Annotated in this window: 15 protein-coding genes; 7 read left to right on the forward strand and 8 right to left on the reverse strand. The window is 48.0% G+C overall.

Translation table 11 applies throughout. From position 1 onward, the window contains the following. Positions 1–20: 20 nt before the first annotated feature. From H7F15_RS14160 to H7F15_RS14180, 5 genes are read right to left on the reverse strand one after another with little or no spacing between them, the layout of a single operon-like run. The gene (locus H7F15_RS14160) at positions 21–662 is read right to left on the reverse strand and encodes a cytochrome c (RefSeq protein ID WP_185197647.1); all 642 of its coding nucleotides are present in this window, start codon (positions 660–662) and stop codon (positions 21–23) included. Beyond that, positions 662–1,186 (reverse strand): DUF3341 domain-containing protein, encoded by a 525-nt coding sequence (locus tag H7F15_RS14165; RefSeq protein WP_185197648.1) that lies wholly within the window; start codon positions 1,184–1,186, stop codon positions 662–664. The genes H7F15_RS14160 and H7F15_RS14165 overlap by 1 nt, the downstream gene beginning before the upstream one ends. After that, positions 1,179–2,615, reverse strand: coding sequence for an NrfD/PsrC family molybdoenzyme membrane anchor subunit (gene nrfD / locus H7F15_RS14170; protein WP_185197649.1), 1,437 nt, complete (start codon positions 2,613–2,615; stop codon positions 1,179–1,181). The genes H7F15_RS14165 and nrfD overlap by 8 nt, the downstream gene beginning before the upstream one ends. 20 nt (positions 2,616–2,635) lie before the next feature. Beyond that, the gene (locus tag H7F15_RS14175; RefSeq protein ID WP_185197650.1) at positions 2,636–5,632 is read right to left on the reverse strand and encodes a TAT-variant-translocated molybdopterin oxidoreductase; all 2,997 of its coding nucleotides are present in this window, start codon (positions 5,630–5,632) and stop codon (positions 2,636–2,638) included. 42 nt (positions 5,633–5,674) lie between these two features. Continuing rightward, a complete protein-coding gene (locus tag H7F15_RS14180; protein WP_255481258.1) occupies positions 5,675–7,000 on the reverse strand; it encodes a c-type cytochrome in 1,326 nt (441 codons plus the stop codon). 489 nt (positions 7,001–7,489) lie between these two features. Between H7F15_RS14180 and rpsF the strand changes: the two genes are divergently transcribed. From rpsF to H7F15_RS14205, 5 genes are all read left to right on the forward strand, one after another. Continuing rightward, a complete protein-coding gene (rpsF, locus tag H7F15_RS14185) occupies positions 7,490–7,855 on the forward strand; it encodes a 30S ribosomal protein S6 (protein ID WP_163915235.1) in 366 nt (121 codons plus the stop codon). Further along, positions 7,855–8,106: a 30S ribosomal protein S18 gene (rpsR, locus tag H7F15_RS14190; RefSeq protein WP_007652662.1), complete on the forward strand. Its 252-nt coding sequence runs from the start codon at positions 7,855–7,857 to the stop codon at positions 8,104–8,106. The genes rpsF and rpsR overlap by 1 nt, the downstream gene beginning before the upstream one ends. Positions 8,107–8,120: 14 nt before the next feature. Beyond that, positions 8,121–8,564, forward strand: a complete 444-nt coding sequence (gene rplI, locus H7F15_RS14195; protein WP_185197651.1) for a 50S ribosomal protein L9 — start codon at positions 8,121–8,123, stop codon at positions 8,562–8,564. Positions 8,565–8,676: 112 nt separating this feature from the next. Then, a complete protein-coding gene (locus tag H7F15_RS14200) occupies positions 8,677–9,660 on the forward strand; it encodes a GSCFA domain-containing protein (protein ID WP_185197652.1) in 984 nt (327 codons plus the stop codon). Positions 9,661–9,714: 54 nt separating this feature from the next. Then, positions 9,715–11,772 carry a thioredoxin domain-containing protein gene (locus H7F15_RS14205; protein ID WP_185197653.1) on the forward strand — a complete coding sequence of 686 codons (2,058 nt, stop codon included), beginning with the start codon at positions 9,715–9,717 and terminating at the stop codon, positions 11,770–11,772. Here the strand turns inward: H7F15_RS14205 and H7F15_RS14210 are convergent, their stop codons facing one another. Next, complete coding sequence (locus H7F15_RS14210) at positions 11,773–12,165, reverse strand: hypothetical protein (protein ID WP_185197654.1); 393 nt, start codon at positions 12,163–12,165, stop codon at positions 11,773–11,775. It lies immediately after the preceding gene. Positions 12,166–12,362: 197 nt separating this feature from the next. On the opposite strand from H7F15_RS14210, the gene priA reads away from it, so the two are divergent. Continuing rightward, a complete protein-coding gene (gene priA / locus H7F15_RS14215; protein ID WP_185197655.1) occupies positions 12,363–14,894 on the forward strand; it encodes a primosomal protein N' in 2,532 nt (843 codons plus the stop codon). A 209-nt stretch (positions 14,895–15,103) separates the two neighbouring features. On the opposite strand, the gene H7F15_RS14220 is transcribed toward priA, so the two are convergent. After that, complete coding sequence (locus H7F15_RS14220) at positions 15,104–15,277, reverse strand: hypothetical protein (RefSeq protein ID WP_185197656.1); 174 nt, start codon at positions 15,275–15,277, stop codon at positions 15,104–15,106. Positions 15,278–15,438: 161 nt separating this feature from the next. Continuing rightward, positions 15,439–17,997 carry a M14 family metallopeptidase gene (locus tag H7F15_RS14225; RefSeq protein ID WP_185197657.1) on the reverse strand — a complete coding sequence of 853 codons (2,559 nt, stop codon included), beginning with the start codon at positions 17,995–17,997 and terminating at the stop codon, positions 15,439–15,441. Between the two features lie 131 nt (positions 17,998–18,128). Between H7F15_RS14225 and H7F15_RS14230 the strand changes: the two genes are divergently transcribed. Next, positions 18,129–18,818, forward strand: coding sequence for a TIGR02117 family protein (locus H7F15_RS14230; RefSeq protein ID WP_185197658.1), 690 nt, complete (start codon positions 18,129–18,131; stop codon positions 18,816–18,818). The last annotated feature ends 137 nt before the right edge of the window (positions 18,819–18,955 follow it).

Here is an 18,955-nt window from a genome sequence, read left to right on the forward strand (position 1 = left end):
TAATAATTAATGCTTCTGTCTTAGTTATTAGGAGTTGCTGTTTCTGCTGTAGCAGTTGTATCACTGGCAGCTTCTGTTCCTGCTGATGTACCTGTCTCTCCTTTTTGCAGCTGCTGCACATACATTACAATCTTCCAGCGTTCATTCGGATCAACCTGCGAACCATGTGGCATCATACGTCCACGACCATTGGTGATCACGTGGTAGATATGTCCGGCTGGTAGTTCAGCAACACGGCCGGCTGTATAGGATGGTACCCCTTTAAACTTCTGACCAACCAGACCCTGACCATCGCCCTGCTCGCCATGGCAAGGAGAACAGAAACGAACGTAAAGGATTTTGCCTTCCGCCAGGTGTTTGTCAGTTCTTTCCAACGGGTTCTGTAGCGCAACGCCAGCTGCCTCAGCATTGTCCTCGGCCAGGTGCATATTGTATCCCTGTTTGCCACGGGCAACAGTACCCGGAGCTGGCTGACGCATGTTCATACCACCCGGATTGTACTTGTTATCCTTTATCTGAGAGTAAGGATCAAGCGGAACTGAGTGATACATGTCCGGAGCATACTCCAGACCCGGATCCTGATCATTGCTGCAGGCAAACAGCACCGCAGAAGAGAAAAGTACAGCAGAGGCTTTTAAGCCGATATTCATGAAATTTTTCATTACTTGATTACCTCCTTCTCGTTTACTTCAATGGCGCCGTTAGAGCGAAGCAGGCTGTTTAAAGCGTTCATATCTGTTACGCCTTCTTTAACTTCAATTGCCATTACAAACTTATCGTCTGTAGAGCGCTTGTCAAAAACATTAACTTTTAGTGATGGTCTCAGACGTTGCACGATAAAGAACGTGATCACCATACCGAAGGCCGCGCAAAGTACCGTTAACTCGAAAGTTACCGGAATAAATGCCGGGATAGCAATGTGTGGCTTACCACCTATAATCATCGGCCAGTCAAAACCCAGCATCCAGATCTGCATCCAAAGCGCGAAAGATGTTCCGAACAGACCGCAGAAAAAAGCAACGATCGGAAGTCTGGAGCGCTTGATACCTAACACATCATCAATACCGTGCACCGGGTATGGCGAGAATACGTCATAAATCTTAGTGCCGGCAGCCCGTACGTTTTCGATGGCTTCTAAAAGCACATCTTCATCATCGTAGATACCTAAAACAAACTTCTTATTCATTGCTATGAGGTGTATTAGTGTTAGATTCTGGTGCAGTGCCATGCATAGATTTTGCATGAGAAGTATGGTGGTGTTTCACTCCTGAAGATGATTTCAGGATCGCTTTTACCTCTGCCATGTTAATAACCGGGAAGAATTTACAGAACAGAAGGAAAAGTGTAAAGAACAATCCGATTGTACCCACATATACTCCGATATCAATAATGGTTGGAGAGAACATCGCCCATGAAGAAGGCAGATAGTCTCTGTGCAGCGAGGTTACGATAATTACGAAACGCTCGAACCACATGCCAATGTTCACGAAGATAGAGATGATGAAGGTCGCTGTCAGGCTTCTTCTGATTTTTCTAACCCAGAACAGCTGAGGCGTGATCACGTTACAGGTCATCATTGACCAGTAAGCCCACCAGTAAGGACCGAAGGCACGGTTGATGAACGCATACTGCTCATATTCCACTCCTGAATACCAGGCGATGAAGAACTCAGTAGTATAAGCGATACCAACGATAGAACCTGTCAGGATAATTACCTTGTTCATGGACTCCACGTGCTCCAGCGTAATGTAGTCCTCTAAGTGGAACACTTTTCTGGTGATGATCATCAGGGTTAACACCATGGCGAAACCAGAGAAGATCGCACCAGCCACGAAGTATGGAGGGAAGATAGTGGTGTGCCAGCCTGGAATTACAGATGTTGCAAAGTCCATGGATACGATGGTGTGTACCGAAAGTACCAGTGGTGTTGCAAGACCGGCAAGGATAAGGGAAACCGTTTCGTAGCGGGACCATGCTTTCGCAGAACCTGTCCAGCCCATTGAAAGAACTGAGTAAGCTCTTCTGGCAATCGGACCAGTTGCTCTGTCACGGATGGTAGCAAAGTCAGGAATAAGACCGATGTACCAGAATACTAAAGAAACAGAGAAATACGTTGAAATAGCGAATACGTCCCAAAGAAGCGGTGAGTTAAAGTTAACCCAAAGCGAACCGAACGTATTTGGCAATGGAAGTACCCAGTATGCTAACCACGGACGCCCCATGTGCAGAACCGGGAACATCGCGGCGCATATTACGGCAAAGATCGTCATCGCCTCTGCTGCACGGTTAATAGAAGTTCTCCACTTCTGACGGAACAGCAAAAGGATGGCGGAGATCAGCGTTCCCGCGTGACCAATACCTACCCACCATACGAAGTTGGTGATATCCCATGCCCAACCTACTGTTTTATTCAGACCCCATTCGCCGATACCATACCATAGTGTGCGGTAAACAGAGTAAATAAATATAGCGAGGCCTACCAGGGCTACAGCAAGAGCAGCAGCCCAACGTATGTTAGGCTTTGCTTCAACTTGTCTGCAGACATCTTCGGTGATGTCGTGGTATGTTTTCCCCCCTGTTACAAGAGGCTCTCTTATCGGAGATACATGCTGCATAACTCTCTCGAATTTTATTTTTAAGCTAAGTTTCTAATTTTAGTCAGGTAAGTCACGTTTGGCTGAACGTTTAGCTCTTCCAGTACGTGGAAGGCGCGCTCGCCATGCTCACGTGCCAGTATTTTAGAGATACGGCTTTCTTTATCAAGCATATCACCAAACACGATCGCATCTGTAGGGCAAGACTGAGCACAGGCCGTAACGATTTCTCCGTCTTTCGGTCTTCTGTTCTCACGTTTCGCCTCTAACTTACCAAGCTGCACACGCTGCACGCAGAAAGAGCATTTCTCCATCACACCACGTCCACGAACAGTAACATCCGGGTTCAGTACGAACTTAGCCAGGTCGTTATTCATGGTGTAGTCGAACTTGTCGTTGTTAGCGTAAGCGAACCAGTTGAAGCGGCGTACTTTGTAAGGGCAGTTGTTAGCGCAGTAACGAGTACCTACGCAACGGTTATAAGCCATCTGGTTGATACCTTCAGAGCTGTGCATGGTAGCAGCAACAGGGCAAACAGTCTCGCAAGGAGCGTGGTTACAGTGCTGGCACATCATCGGCTGGAAGATAACAGAAGGGTTTTCTGCCGGGTCTTCCATTGTTGCGTAATCCTTCGGCTCGTGCTCTACTGCACTATAGTATCTGTCGATACGCATCCAGTGCATTTCACGGCGCATTAAAACTTCAGCTTTACCTACTACCGGAATGTTGTTCTCGGCCTGGCAGCTTATTGTACAAGCACCGCAACCAATACAGGAGTTAAGGTCTACAACCATACCCCAATGGTGGTTCTTGTACTCGTAGTCATCCCAAAGCGAGATAGTAGACGGTTTTGCAGGGCCATCGTGTGTGGCGATGCGAACGTACTCTGTTACCTCTTTCGGATTTTTGATATAGTTAACAAGTGTGTTCTCCTGAACAACCAGACGGTCCATAATGGTATGGTGTGTCTGCATCTGGGCAATTTCAGAAGTTGCACCCGTTTTTTCAATTTTAACCGGGCTGGTATAGCTGATGCTGTTATTTACTACAGTAGCGATCGGGAAGGCATTTGCGCCAATTCCTTTAGCAACCGGCATCGAATCTAGGTTACGGCCGTAACCCATCGCAATACTTACTGTACCCTGTGCCTGACCTGGCTGAACCAGAACCGGCAACTCGATAGCAGTACCGTTAGCCATAGTTACCTTCACTACATCATTCTGAGCAAGGCCCATCTCTTCTGCCATCTTGCGTGGCATGGCTACATAGTTACCCCATGTTGCTTTTGAAATCGGGTCTGCCATTTCCTGCAGCCAAGGGTTGTTTGCTTCTACACCGCTACCAATACTTACTTTTTCGTAAAGCACTGCTTCAATAGCGCCTGATGCTGGTTTGGCCAGACCTGAAGCAGCTATAGTTGCAGGAGCAAAAGTGTTAGTTACCGTCAGCATGCTGCTGCCGTTCTGCAGTATACCATCGTGTACTGCCTGCTCCCAACCTTTATTAAAGTCGCCGGTAATAACTTTTCTCCAGTTATTGCGGATGTATTCGTAGTAGCTTGTAGTGTTACCGCTCCAGGTAAGCAGGCTGTCCTGCATCTGGCGGGTTGTGAAGATCGGCGAAAGAACCGGCTGCGCCAGGCTCAGGTAACCTTTCTTCGGTTCATAGTCGTTCCACGACTCCAGGAAGTTGTTGTCAGGAGCAACGATATCAGCTAATGCTGCCGTCTCATCAATACGTTCTGCGAAAGATACTTTCAGCGCAACTTTCTTCAGACCGCTTACAACTTTATCAGCCAGCGGATGATCGTAAGCCGGGTTAGCATTATAGAAGAACACAGCACCAACAGAGCCATTGTTCATATCATTGATCAGGCGGATCATCTGTGCATCGTTACCTTGCTTCACAAAGTAAGGAGATGCAGCATCTATAGTTGTACCATTTGCACCAAGTGCATTGTTAATGGCAGCAACCATTGCCTGAACAGACGGATCGTTAGAACCAGAAACTACCAGTGCTTTACCAGCATTAGCTTTCAGGTCTTTTACAGCATTGGCAAGTGCTTTCTCATCGATGTTAGCCACTTTACCAGCTGCACCACCTCCAACTATAGCACTGTGTAATGCAGAAACTATAGCAAATTCATCTGAAGGCTTGATCGGAACACGGATATCAGCGTTTGCACCAGTCAACGACATGATCGTTTCGAACTGGTAGTGGCGCGACATATCTTTCTTCTCAGCAGAAAGCTTACGGTTTATAATGTATTGCTTAGCAAAGATAACCGGCGCTAACCAGGTACCTAAGAAATCAGCATTAACGCCTACAATAATGTTCGCTTTGCTGAAGTCGTAGCCAGGAACTGTACCATTGTTGGCTGCAAGCAGTGCTGAAGAAGAGTTGGCATCGTATACTACGTGCTCAAAGTTCCCGAAACGAGAACCGAACTCATTGATCAGTTGCTTGGTAGATGGGGAAATTACAGTTGACGATACAAATGCAACTTTACCGCTTACTGAGCCTAAACGGGAAGTGATCTCTTTATCCACCTGCTCCCATTTCGCTTCTTTACCTTTCAGTAAAGGTGTGCGCAGTCTGTTGTTATCATATACGCTCAGAACCGCCGCCTGTGCTCTCGAGCTTGTACCAAGTGGTGTAAGCGCCGAAGAAGGGTTAGGCTCGATTTTGATCGGACGTGCCTCACGGGTCTTAACAAGGATGCTGTTGTAATCACCGTTCAGGTAATAAGTTGTAGCATACCAGTTAGCTGTACCCGGTTCTACATCAACAGGCTTGTTCAGATAAGGAATAGCTTTTCTTACCGGCGCCTCGCACGAAGCCAGCGACACGGCAGCTACACTAAAACCAAGCAGTTTAAGAAAGTCTCTGCGGTGTGTTTTGCCACCTTCTGAAGGCTTCTCGCCGCTGCCTTCACCAATAGGCAGGAATTCTGGAAACTCATTATGAGCGAGCTTAGCGAACTCCGGAGTATTTTCTAACTCCTCAATTCCTTTCCAGTATTTTATTCTGTCTTGCATAATATATTTAGAAAACTCGAATATCAGATAATATTTGACTGCTTAGTAATGGCATTTAGAGCACTCGGTACCGCCGTTTGAAGCAACAGTAAAGGCACCTTTAGAAGACTGCTCGTGCAGTTTCACCAGGTTGTCGTAGTACTGGTTGCCTTGTGTGTTAAGCGGAGTTTCGCGGTGGCAGTCGATGCACCAGCCCATTGTCAGCGGAGAGTATTGGTAAACAACATCCATTTCCTGGATAGGGCCGTGGCAGGTCTGGCATTCTACACCACCAACCTGCGTGTGCTGCGAGTGGTTAAAGTAAGACAGATCCGGCAGGTTGTGGATACGAACCCACTCAATTGGCTTATTGCGCTCAATGGCTTTGTAAATCTTCTGTATCTCCGGAGACTCTTTCTTGATCTGGCTGTGGCAGTTCATACAGATATTGGCCGAAGGAATGCTGGCACTCTTGCTTTCGTAAACAGTAGTGTGGCAGTAGTTACAGTCGATCTGGTGTTCGCCGGCGTGCAGTTTGTGCGAGAAAGCTATTGGTTGCTTAGGCGCATATCCCTGCTGTATACCGATACCCATTGTTTTATCTATAGCCAGATCCAGCAACACTACTGCAAAGATCAGCACCACCAGGGTACGTACGGCTTTTGATTTGTAAATCTTAGAGAAATCGAAACGCTGGTTAACAACCTCTTTATCGGTCTCGTCAAGCTCGCGGTTCTTGTTCAGGTAGTTCTTAAGCAGTGAGGTGATCAGCAATAATGTGATAACCAGCACGATAAGCACAATGATCAGCACTACCAGCACTATATCCAGATAGCCACCTACAGCACCGATTGCATCGGTACCCACGTTCTGGCCTGGTACAGCTCCTTCAGGGCCTGCCACCGTAGTTGGCGTAGCAGCGGCTACATTTGCCTGCGCATCGATATAAGCCAGAATAGACTTGATCTCGTCGTCAGAGAAAGCAAATGACGGCATGGCCTGCTTGTTATACTCATTATAGATAGCAACAGCATGCTCATCTCCAGACTGAATCAGGGCCTGCGAGTTTTTGATCCAGCTGATCAGCCAGCTCTCGCTTCTTTGGCTGGTCACCCCTTTCAGGCCAGGACCAACGATCACATCGCTGCCGGCCGAGTGGCACACCGCACAGTTATTTTTAAATAAGGCAGCACCGGCATCAATTATGGCTGGGTCTGCAGTTCCTGTCTCAGCGCCTTCGGTAGAACCTGGCTCTACTCCTTTTGCAGCTACATCTGCCTGCTCGCTTGCTTGCTGTGCCTGCGCCCCGAAGGTTACAGTCAGTGCCAGTAAGAAGGCAAGAAAAATTTTGTGTGTAGGTTTAAGTATACAGCTAATCATAGCCATCATCCCTTGTGAGTTTAGTATAATGGTGAATTTACTTTTCGGGCACAAATCTACTACTCGTATTCCATTATTCAAATACATACTTTTTATTTTTGGAACCATACCTGAGCCTTAGGAGTTTGTAGATGGCAAATGCGCAAAAACTGGTCTGAAATTCATTTTTGGCCTATTTTATTTAGAATGATTATAAATTAAGAACACCTTCAGTTATAATTTATCCTGCTTTGATATACTAAATAAACTATAGCAAAAGTACAAACATTTTCAGGTATACTCCCCTACTTACCGAATAGTTTTTAATGCAAATTTTTTTTGCCTTTTGTACCATTCTCCCGCAGGTTCCGGTTTTCAGGTTTTAAAGGCAATTCAATTTCCGGCCTATAGTTTATCGGGCGTTGTCTGCGGCCCTTGTTTTTATTCCGGTAATACTTTGTTTTTCAAAATACTTACCCGTATATTTGCGGGCTAAAATCAAAAAAATTCTACAACAGAATGGAATTAAAAAATTACGAAACGGTCTTCATCCTGACGCCTCTATTGAACGAGACGCAGATGCAAGAAACGGTCGAGAAGTTCAGACAGGTGCTTAAGGAAAATAGCGCCGACATTATCCACGAAGAGAACTGGGGTCTGCGTAAGCTTGCTTACCCAATCCAGAAGAAATCAACCGGTTTCTATCATCTCATCGAGTTTAAAGCTCCAGGCACCATTGTAGACCAGTTAGAGCTGGCTTACCGTCGTGACGAGAAAGTTGTTCGCTTCTTGACTACTGCACTGGATAAGCACGCAGTTGCTTATAACGAGCGCAGAAGAAATGGCGAGTTTAAACAAGCTAAAAAAGAGGAGGTTAAAGGATAATGAGCTTAGTTAACGAAAGAGTGCACAAGCAGGAGAATCGCCAGAAATACTGCCGATTCAAGAAAAGCGGCATTAAGTACATCGACTATAAAGATGGTAACTTCCTGCTGAAGTTTGTAAATGAGCAAGGCAAAATCCTTCCAAGAAGATTGACAGGTACAAGCCTTAAGTTCCAGCGTAAAGTATCTCAGGCCGTTGCAAGAGCACGTCACCTGGCTATTTTACCTTATGTAACAGATTCTTTAAAATAAGGAGGGACTAAGAGATGGAAGTAATACTTAAAGATGACGTTAAAGGCTTAGGCTACAAGAACGATATCGTAACAGTAAAAGCAGGTTACGGCCTGAACTACCTGATCCCACAGGGTTTTGCTGTTATCGCTGATAAATCAAACAAAAAAATCGTAGCTGAGAACATCCGTCAGGCTGCTCACAAAGCTGAGAAAATCAAAGCTGATGCACAGGCACTGGCTGACAACATCGGTGATCTGACACTGGAAATCCCTGCTAAAGTAGGTGAGACTGGTAAGATCTTCGGTTCTGTTACTACAAACCAGCTTGCTGAAGCACTTAAAGCAAAAGGATTTGATGTAGATCGTAAGCGTATCTCTTTCGACCAGGATGTAAAAACTGCCGGCGAGTACACAGCTACAATCAACCTGCACAAAGAAGTGAAGCACACTGTTAAATTTAACGTGGTAGCTGAGTAATCAGTTGAATGCTTACAGAAAGGGCTCCGGGGAAATCCGGAGCCCTTTTTTATTTATCCTGTTCCGTAAACTATAACTTTGTAGTTAAACCCGTAACCAGCAACTATAGCCTATGTTCCGCACCGAAGTAGATGTTACTCCCACAACACTTCAACTTGCCCTGACTGACAAAGTGGTAACTATAGGCTCGTGTTTTGCCGAGGTCATTGGCCACAAACTGCAGGATTACAAAGCCGATGTACTGGTAAATCCGTTTGGAACTATATTCAACCCGGTCTCGGTAAGTAAGTTGTTACGGGCCGTAGCCGGACAGGACCTGGCGGTTGAAGAAAGCCTGGTGCAGCGCGACGGCATCTGGTATAGTTACGACCTGCATTCCTCCCTTTCTTCGCCTGACAAGGAGGAACTACTGCAATTGATCAGGGAACGGATAGCGCAGACATGCCGGCATTTGCAGGAGGCCAGACTGCTGATCATTACCTTAGGCACGGCGGTATCCTATACAGTAGCAGACACCGGAACTGTAGTTGCCAATTGCCATAAGTTGCCGGCACGCCAGTTTACCCGCGAACTGTTAACTATAGACGAGATCACGAAAAGCTTAAACTATAGTTACGAAGCGCTGAAACAATTAAACCCCGGGCTGCAGATCGTACTTACGGTTAGCCCGGTGCGCCACGTAAAGGAAACGCTCCAGGTAAACAGCGTAAGTAAATCTATCCTCCGGGTGGCTGCACATTACCTGACCCGTCAACTTCAGGACGTACTCTACTTTCCGGCTTACGAAATTATGCTGGACGATCTGCGCGACTACCGTTTTTATGGCCCCGATATGCTGCACCCAACCCCTGTTGCGGAAGATTATATCTGGCAGAAATTTGCAAAAACCTACCTGCACCCCACCTACCAGCAGTTTATACCCGAGTGGGACAAGATCAGGAGAGCTGTAGCGCACCGGCCTTTTCATGCCAGCTCAGCAGCACACCAGGCTTTTATCCGGAGTACGTTGACACAGTTGCAGCAACTTACCGCAAAATACCAGATAGAGGCAAATTCGGAGTTACGGGCACTTCAGGAACAGCAATTGCCGTCTTGAACTATACCTGACAACGCCTGCCAGCCGTAGAACAGTTGTAAACACACGCTATTTATGGCCGACAGGAAACCAAACAAGCTGATACAGGAAAGCAGCCCCTACCTGCTGCAGCATGCCTACAACCCCGTAAACTGGTACCCTTGGGGCGAAGAAGCCCTGCAACTTGCCAGGCAACAAAATAAACCGATCCTGGTAAGCATTGGCTACGCTGCCTGCCACTGGTGCCACGTTATGGAGCGCCAGAGCTTTGAAAACGAGCAGGTAGCCACCCTGATGAACAGCCATTTTGTCTGCATAAAAGTAGACCGCGAAGAACGCCCCGATGTAGATGCCATTTACATGGATGCCGTACAAACCATGGGGATACAGGGAGGCTGGCCACTAAATGTTTTCCTGAACCCGGAAGCCAAACCATTTTACGGCGGTACCTACTTTCCTCCCAAGCAATGGATGCAGCTGTTGCAAACTATAGCTGAAGCCTACCAGCAAAACCAGCAGGAACTGGATGAGACGGCTGAAGAACTTGCCTCGCACCTGCGCCTCAGCGACCTGGAAAAGTATAGGCTGGCCCCGGGCAGCATCGAACTCAGCGAAAGTGAATTCAAGCAACTATACCAACACCTGAGCAAACGCTTCGACAGGGAATATGGCGGACTGGCCCCGGCTCCTAAGTTTGCAATGCCTACCACTTACCTGTTTCTGCTGCGCTACTACAACCACACTCACGACGAAACAGCCCTGGCACAGATAAACCTGACACTCCGCCAAATGGCGTATGGTGGCATTTACGACCAGATAGGCGGCGGCTTTGCACGCTACTCCGTTGATGCACGCTGGCTGGTGCCCCACTTCGAAAAAATGCTGTACGACAATGCGCAGCTCATCACACTTTACTCGGAAGCTTACCAGGTTACAAAAGACCCGCTTTTCAGGCAGGTAGTCTATGAGACGGTCCGGTTTGTGGAACGCGAGCTGATGAGTGAGCAAAATGGTTTTTACTCGTCGCTGGATGCAGATACCGAAGGCATGGAAGGCAAATATTACACCTTTACCAAGGATGAGCTGCATCGTATTCTGAAGGACGAAGAGCCACTTTTTTCGAAGTATTATAACGCTACTGCCTCTGGTAATTTTGAACATGGCCGCAATATACTGCACCGCCAGCTGAGCAACGAGGTCTTTGCCCGCGAAAACGAACTGAAGCCGGAAGTACTGCAGGAAATGATAGTTGGCTGGAAAAAAACACTCTTAAAGGCACGCGAAAAACGCCTGAAGCCAGCCTTAGACGATAAGATGCTCTGCTCCTGGAATGCCCTGATGCTGAAAGCGCTGGCCGATGCGTATTATGTATTCGGGGAAAAACGTTTCCTGGACTTGGCACTCCGGAATGCTGATTTCCTGTTCGAGGAGCTACGCGAAGGAGATAAACTATGCCACACCTATAAGAACGGTAAAGCAACTATAGATGGCTTCCTGGAAGATTATGCCCTGCTAATCTCGGCCCTGATACGGTTGTACGAAGTGACATTTAACGAAACCTGGCTGCACCACGCCCGCCGCTTCGCGGCGTATACCCTCTCGCATTTCTACGACCCGGAAGAAAAGCTTTTCTTTTTTACAGATAAGGATTCCGAGAAACTGATAGCCCGCAAAAAAGAGCTGCTTGACAACGTTATTCCCTCGTCAAATGCGGTCATGGCCGTTAACCTGCACCTGCTGGGCTTATATTTTGATGACGCTAAGTACCAGGAAATAGCAAATGCTATGTTACAGGCCGTGAAATCGCTTTTATTAAAAGAGCCATCGCACCTGAGCCACTGGGCCATTTTGTACCATAACCTGCTTACACCAACCGCCGAAGTAGCTATAGTTGGTAAACAGGTACCCAAAATGCGCGAAGAGCTTAGCTCCTTTTACCTCCCGAACATGGTACTGATGGGAAGCGACCACAAAAGCTCATTGCCTTTGCTATCAGATAAGCTGCCCGTAGATGGCAAAACCACCATTTATGTGTGCTATAACAAAACCTGCCAGTTGCCGGTAACCACGCCCGGCGAAGCATTGAAACAACTGAAGGGCTGGCAACAGGAATCCAAATTCCCGGCACTGTGATCAGGCTTTAGAAACCAGCAGTTGCAGGTAATAAGCTCTGTAGTGATATAACAGTAAAGCCAGTAGTATTACTACAACTATACCGTTCAGCAACAGGCCCGGGTCGGCAAACACATGAAAAAGAAAGATATTAAGGCCAATGGGCACCAGCATAAGCAGCGCCAGCGGTACAAACCTGTTCGACAGCAGCATTACCCCGGCTAAGAGCTCAGTTGCCTTTAGCGGAATAATAACATACGGTGTGGCAACCAGCACCTGCATAAAAGGCACATGCAACGAGGTAGGTCCAACCGGCTCTACACCGAACAGCAGCAAAAAACCGTTAAAACCGGCAAAAGCGAATATGGCCCCTAACAGCAAGCGGGCAACAGTAACTATAACAGGATATCTCATTGGCTGACAGATAAATGGTTAAAGAACTATAGCTTTGCACCTGTAAATGTGGTACATTATAGTTGTATCGCAAAATACAGGCAGCAATTTTAAACTATAGCTATAGGTAGGGGCCCGCTCAATTCTGTAGGTAGCCTTTAGCAATTCGCTCCTTTTTTTCCGACATTTGTATAGTACATCACGTATCGATCTCGCCCTTGTCTGAGCTACTGAACTTTAATTACCCGCCCGAGCCGGCCGTGGACCGCGTTACGCTTTTCGCCGACGTGATCCTGCCCTTGCCGTTGCCCAAGCTGTATACTTACCGCATTCCGTTCGAAATGAACGACGATGTGCTGGTAGGTGCGCGGGTAATTGTACAGTTTGGGGCAAAGCGGGTGTTAAGCTGTATTGTGGCCGACATTCACGAGCAGGCTCCGGCAGATTACCAGGCAAAGTATATTTTAGATGTGCTGGACGATACGCCTATAGTTACCGCACCGCAGCTAAAGCTTTTTAAGTGGATTGCGGACTATTATATGTGCACCCTGGGCGAAGTGATCAATGCAGCGCTGCCATCAGCTTTAAAACTGAGCAGCGAATCGCGCATACAGCTGCACCCGCACTTCAATCCCGAAGAAGACGACATTCCGCTCAGCACGCAGGAAGCGAAGATCATTTATGCCCTGCAGCAAAACCAGCACCTGACCTTTACCGATGTAGCAAACGTGCTTCAGGTCAAAAGCTATCACAAATACATTAAATCGCTGATTCAGAAAGAGGCGATCATCATATTTGAGCAGGTAAGCGACAAATTCTCGCCCAAAGTGGTGAAAAAAGTGCGCCTGAGCGAGCATTTTGTGCAGGAAGAGGGCATGCTGGAAGAGCTTTTCGAGCAGCTTACACCTAAGACCAAGCAACTCGACATCCTGCTGAATTATCTGCAACAGGTGCCGGTGCACCAGGATGTAAACCTGAACTATAAGGGACTTGAGAAATCGGTACTCACCAATAACCCGCATCTGTCCAAATCATCTATTGATTCGCTGATAAAGAAAGGCGTGCTGGAGCAGTTCGACCAGATCATTTCCCGTTTTCCGGTAGATGACTCGCCACGTTTGCTGCCGATGACGCTTTCGGAGCACCAATTGCAGGCGAAAGATGAGATTCTGGGTTTATTCAAAGAGAAAGACACAGTGCTGCTGCATGGCGTGACAGGCAGTGGTAAAACCGAAGTATACATCGACCTGATAAAACACGCGCTGGAAGGTGGCGGGCAGGTTCTTTACTTACTCCCTGAAATTGCCCTTACTGCTCAGATCGTAACGCGCCTGATGAAGGTGTTTGGCGAAAAGCTGGGCGTTTACCATTCCAAGTTCTCGGATAACGAGCGGGCCGAAGTGTGGCAGGGCGTGCTTTCGGGCAGGTTCCAGGTAGTGGTGGGTGTGCGTTCGGCGGTTTTCCTGCCGTTCCATAACCTGTCGCTGATTATAGTGGACGAAGAGCACGAAGCCAGTTATAAGCAGTACGATCCGGCTCCGCGCTACAATGCCCGCGAAACAGCCCTGATGATGGCGCACTTGCAGGGTGCGAAAACATTGTTAGGCTCTGCCACGCCAGCTATTGAAACGTACTATAACTGCCAGACCGGCCGCTGGGGATTGGTTAGCATGACCAAACGTTTTGGCGAAGCGCAGTTGCCGGATGTAGAACTGATAAACACCCGCGAAGAGCAGCACCGCAAAAACATGCACAGCCACTTTTCCGGGAAACTTTTAACAGCTATAGAGGAACGCCTGCACCGCCACGAACAAGTGATCCTGTTTCAGAACCGCCGTGGTTATGCGCCTTTTATTGCCTGCGACGAATGCTCCTGGATTCCGAAGTGCCGTAACTGCGCTGTAAGTTTGTCTTATCACAAATTCAGTAACGAGCTGCGTTGCCATTATTGTGGCTACCACGAGCGTATGCCATCCGACTGCCCTGCCTGTGGCGCTACTACACTCAAGAGCATGGGCTTTGGTACCGAAAAGATCGAGGACGAACTGAAACTGATGCTGCCAAAAGCCGAGGTGCAGCGCATGGACCTGGACACGACCAAGAAAAAGAACAGTTACCAGCAGATCATTGCTGATTTTGAGAACGGCAAGACCAATATCCTGGTAGGGACGCAAATGGTAACCAAAGGCCTGGACTTTGAGAACGTAAGTTTAGTGGGCATCCTGAACGCCGACAGCATCATCCATTTCCCCGACTTTCGGGCGCATGAGCGGGCGTTTCAGTTATTTGTGCAGGTGAGCGGGCGCGCCGGGCGTAAAGGCAAACCGGGTACCGTTTTTATCCAGACCCGCGACCCGATGCAGGCTATTTTCCGAAAAGTGAAAAGTGTGGACTATGAAGCCCTGTATGCCCATGAGATAGAAGAGCGGATGCGTTTTGCTTATCCGCCGTTCGTGCGTATGATCCGTGTTACGGTAAAACACGCCGATGAACGCACCTCAGAAAACGCAGCTATAGTTCTGGCAAAGGATCTGACTGACAGGTTGGGCAAACAACAGGTGTTAGGGCCGGAGATTCCATACATCTTCCGCATCCGGAACCTGTTCCTGAACGAGATACACATTAAGCTTCCACGTGAAAACGTGAACCTGCGCCAGGCAAAAGGCCAGATCGCACAAGCCATACAGCAATTATACCTGCTACCCGACTTTAAAGGGGTAAAAGTGGTGGCCGACGTGGACCCGATGTAAAATATTAAAAAAATATTTTCGGGTTAAAAAGGGCTTGTAATTGCCGTAAAGTGGGTTTTCAGGGAAAAGCAGAAAATAATTTAAGTTTTTTTCTGAAACGCTGTAACTCCCGTAACACAGCCCCGTATATATGGGTACCTTTGGCTAAAAGTTGAAAACCTGAAAATCTTGAATTTGAAAGAATTTGTAGATTTTCAGGTTTTTCCTTTTTATATCCCCTTCCGGATGCGGTAAACGTACATGAAGCCGGCCAGCAGAAACAGCACTCCCAATATAATATCCACCGTATCGTGCTCGCCTTTGTACACGCGGTAAGCATTTAGGCCGGCAGCCAGAAAGCAGGCTACAGCCAGTAATATTTTAAAGATCCTGTTATTCCCCATTGGTTATAGTTTGTGGTAAAGTTATGCTAAGATAGAAGTTATCGCCGAATTAACCACATTCCGGCCAATCAGCACTTCCTAATACCTTTCTAACTTCCTAATACCTTTCTAACTTCCTAATACCTTTCTAACTTCCTAACTTCCAACCTTTCTAACTATAGTTACTGTCCTACTACAAACACGGCGTTCCCGAACATCAGTTTGCCGCTGTGCCAGAACCCTCGGAACAACGGGTTATCGGCCATGTAGATCACTTCCCCTTTGCCCAGTGGTTGTGTGCCCAGTATAAGAGCATCCTGTAGTTTCTGTTTGGCCGCGGAGCCTACAAAGCCTGCCGTATAGTTGTCTTTCTTCAAAACACCCACATTCCAGCCATTTTCAAGGTACTTAAAAGCATTTGCCGAACGGATAAGTGCAAAATAAGTATCGCCGTAGCCAAAAGCCAGCGGGTGCGTTTTGTCCAGGTTTACCCGGAACACGCTGCCCTGCACTTCTCCGGCCAAGGCCTCGCGCTCCTGGTCTGCGTAGGTTTTCAGCAGATCGTACGGGTTCTCATCTTTCTTACTTTTAGCCTTGTCGTCTTCTGCTTTTTCGTCTTCTTTCTTCTTCAAATCAAACTCCTTCTTACCAGCCAGCCAGGTTGCCGCTTCTTCCATAGCTATTAATTTACCGCCGGTTTTTACCCAGTTCTTCACCAACTCCAGGGTCTGTTCGTCCAGCACACGGCTATAGTTACCCGATGGCAGTATAAGCACATCAAACTCATGCAGGGGCACACTTTTAAAATAAGATGTATGGATGGCTGTCACCGGATAGTTGATCTGCTGCTCAAAGTAATGCCATACTTCGCCAAAAGCGTAAGGCGATACCCCGTCGCCGGTCATCAGAGCAACTTTTGGCATTTTCAGGTTGCGTACATAACCGGAGCCAAAATCGGCGCCGCTGCTCACAAAGCCGGTACCGGTTGCACCAAGTGCAATGCCATGCTTTTGAGCCACATCCCGAACTATAGCATCAAACTTATCGCCTAAGCGCTCGTTGCCTGTTCTGGTGATGATCAGTGTACCCGGAGCATATTGCTGCTTTTCGGTTTCGAATGCTTTGCCGGCCATGCGTACTTTAATGCCCTGCTTCATCAGCTCCGTCAGAAACTTCAGGTCGTTCAGGCTGTTCCAGCGGGCCAGGTAAGCGTAAGGCTTTGCTATAGTTGGCTGCGCTATTGCTTGTGCTGCTATCGTTTTGTGCTGCGGGTCAAGGCGTTTTTTCAGGGCATAGGCCTGTACGCCAAACGCATACGGCATCGCCCAGGACGTAATATCATAGGTCAGCGAGTCTTCGAGTGCCGAGCTTGGCTCGAACAGCACTTTTACCAGCGTAGATTTTGGCTGATACATACTGATCACTACATCCTCAGCTCCTATTTTTACATTTTCCTCTTTACCGGTAGCATAGTTAAAACCGCGCCCGGACGTGCTTTTGCCTGCATAGCCATACTGTATCTGTTGCCGCTCCAGGTAATCTGTCAGGGCTTTCAGATTTCCGGCACTGGCAGCGTCGTTCTTTATCACAAAGGCTTTATAGGTGCCGGCAGGGCGGTTCAGGTTATTGTCGTGATATTTTTTGAATTCCTGTTTCAGTTGGTCGGCTTTGTCTGAAGTTGCCTGCATGGTGGCCATACTGGCTGCAACGTGGTGCGCAATCCGGTCTGTAAGGGTAAGCGTATCGCCGTTCTGGGTTTTGATAGCCAGGCCAGCCCTGCCAGATCCGCCCTGCTCGTAGGTCATGCCAATGGCACCGTTGTAGGTAGGCCATGTATCGCCGTAGCTCGGGTAAAACAGGTCGAAGCTCTCACGGGTAAAGTACAGCCAGTTGTTCTTGTCAAAATATGCACGGTTATAGTCGCCGATGGTATTCTGGAACTGGCGCTGCCATGGCGTGATGCTCTCATGGAAAGGTTTAGCTGCCGGCGAGAAATAATACGGCGACTCCACTCCCATTTCATGAAAATCGGCATGGACCTGCGGAAGCCAGTTGTTATAAACCTCCAGGCGTTTTTTCGATTCTATCTGTGTCTGCCAGGCCCAGTCGCGGTTCAGGTCGAAGTAGTAGTGGTTTGGTCTGCCGCCCGGCCATGGTTCGTAGTGTTCCCAGGCGTACGGCGATGCGTTTCCGCCTTGCGCGGCTGCTTGTTTGTACCACTGCACATAGCGCTCGCGGCCATCGGGGTTCACACAAGGGTCTAGTATTACTACCGTATTTTTCAGCCAGTTCCGGGTCTGGGTATTTGCAGGATCAGCCAGTTCGTAGAGCACCTGCAGCACTGCCTCTGAGCTCACTGCTTCGTTGCCATGCACGTTGTAGCTCATCCAAACTATAGCCGGCTGGTTGCCCTGCACCTGGCCCTGTTTTATCCCTGCCAGTTTCAGGTTATTTTCGCGTATCTCGTCCAGGCGCGCCAAATTATCTTCGGATGCCACATAAGCCAGCACCAGCGGCCGGCCTTCGTACGTTTTGCCATACTCCTGTATTTTTATGTGGGCAGGTACCTGTGCTGCCAGGTACGTTACATAGTCCAGGATGCGGTTATGGGTGGTGAATTGCTGCCCCAGTTCGTAGCCTAAAAACTGCGCCGGTGTCTGGATACGCTGCTGCGCCCAGGCAGCCGGTATACATAGCCAGAAAAGCACAAATACAAAAAGTTTTGGTATAGGGTATCGCATGTTATAAACTATAGGATGGCACGTATAAACTATAGCCGTAAAGTTACAGTTTCTGAGCAGTTATCAAGCGGTATACTCTATTTCGCTGAACTGGTTTCTGCGCCTGGCTGTTGCTATCGTACATAAGAGGTATGCCGGCAAAACCAACTATAACACAGCTGCTGCGGCGCATACTTCGTGCCACCGGAATTGCCATGTTATTAACTATAGTTACTGCCTTTATCCTGAGCTTTGTACCTGTAAACACAGCTGTTCCGCCAGTGCCTGCGCAGGATTCCGTACAGATCTACCTCACTTCCAACGGCATCCATACCGACCTGGTGCTGCCTGTTAAAACACCCTACATAGACTGGCGCGGAAAGATACCGTTAGAGCATTTTGCCGGCGCCGACAGTAGCTTCACACATATTGGTTTTGGCTGGGGCGACCGTGCTTTTTACATGCAAACCCCCGAATGGAGCGACCTGACTATAGAAGTAGCTCTTGATGCCGTGTTCTGGCCTTCACCTTCTGCCATGCACGTGGAGTATATCCGCCGTCCGCTACGACCAACCAAGCACCAGCGCCCTATCAACCTCTCGCAGAAGCAGTACCAGCAACTGGTAACGTATATCTATAGTTCTTTCCAAAGCCAAAACGGCCATTTTATGCTGATCCCCGGCAAAGGCTATAGTGCAACCGACAATTTTTACGAAGCCAACGAGAAATTCTACTTCCCGAAGACCTGCAACTACTGGGTAAACAACGGTCTCAAAGCCGCTGACCTTAAAGCCGCTTTTTTTGCTCCTTTCCCCTACGCCGTTATGCGCCACTACCGGTAAATGTAAATTTCTGAGATTAACCTGTTAAACAAGGTGGCTTCAGAACCTGAAACTATAGCAACTATAGGCAGGCCCTCTGATCATTACTCTTTCAGTTCAAAAAGGCTTTAACGTAAAAAAGACGGGTAAAATACCCG

This window comes from Pontibacter sp. Tf4 (assembly GCF_014212495.1).
GTDB lineage: Bacteria > Bacteroidota > Bacteroidia > Cytophagales > Hymenobacteraceae > Pontibacter.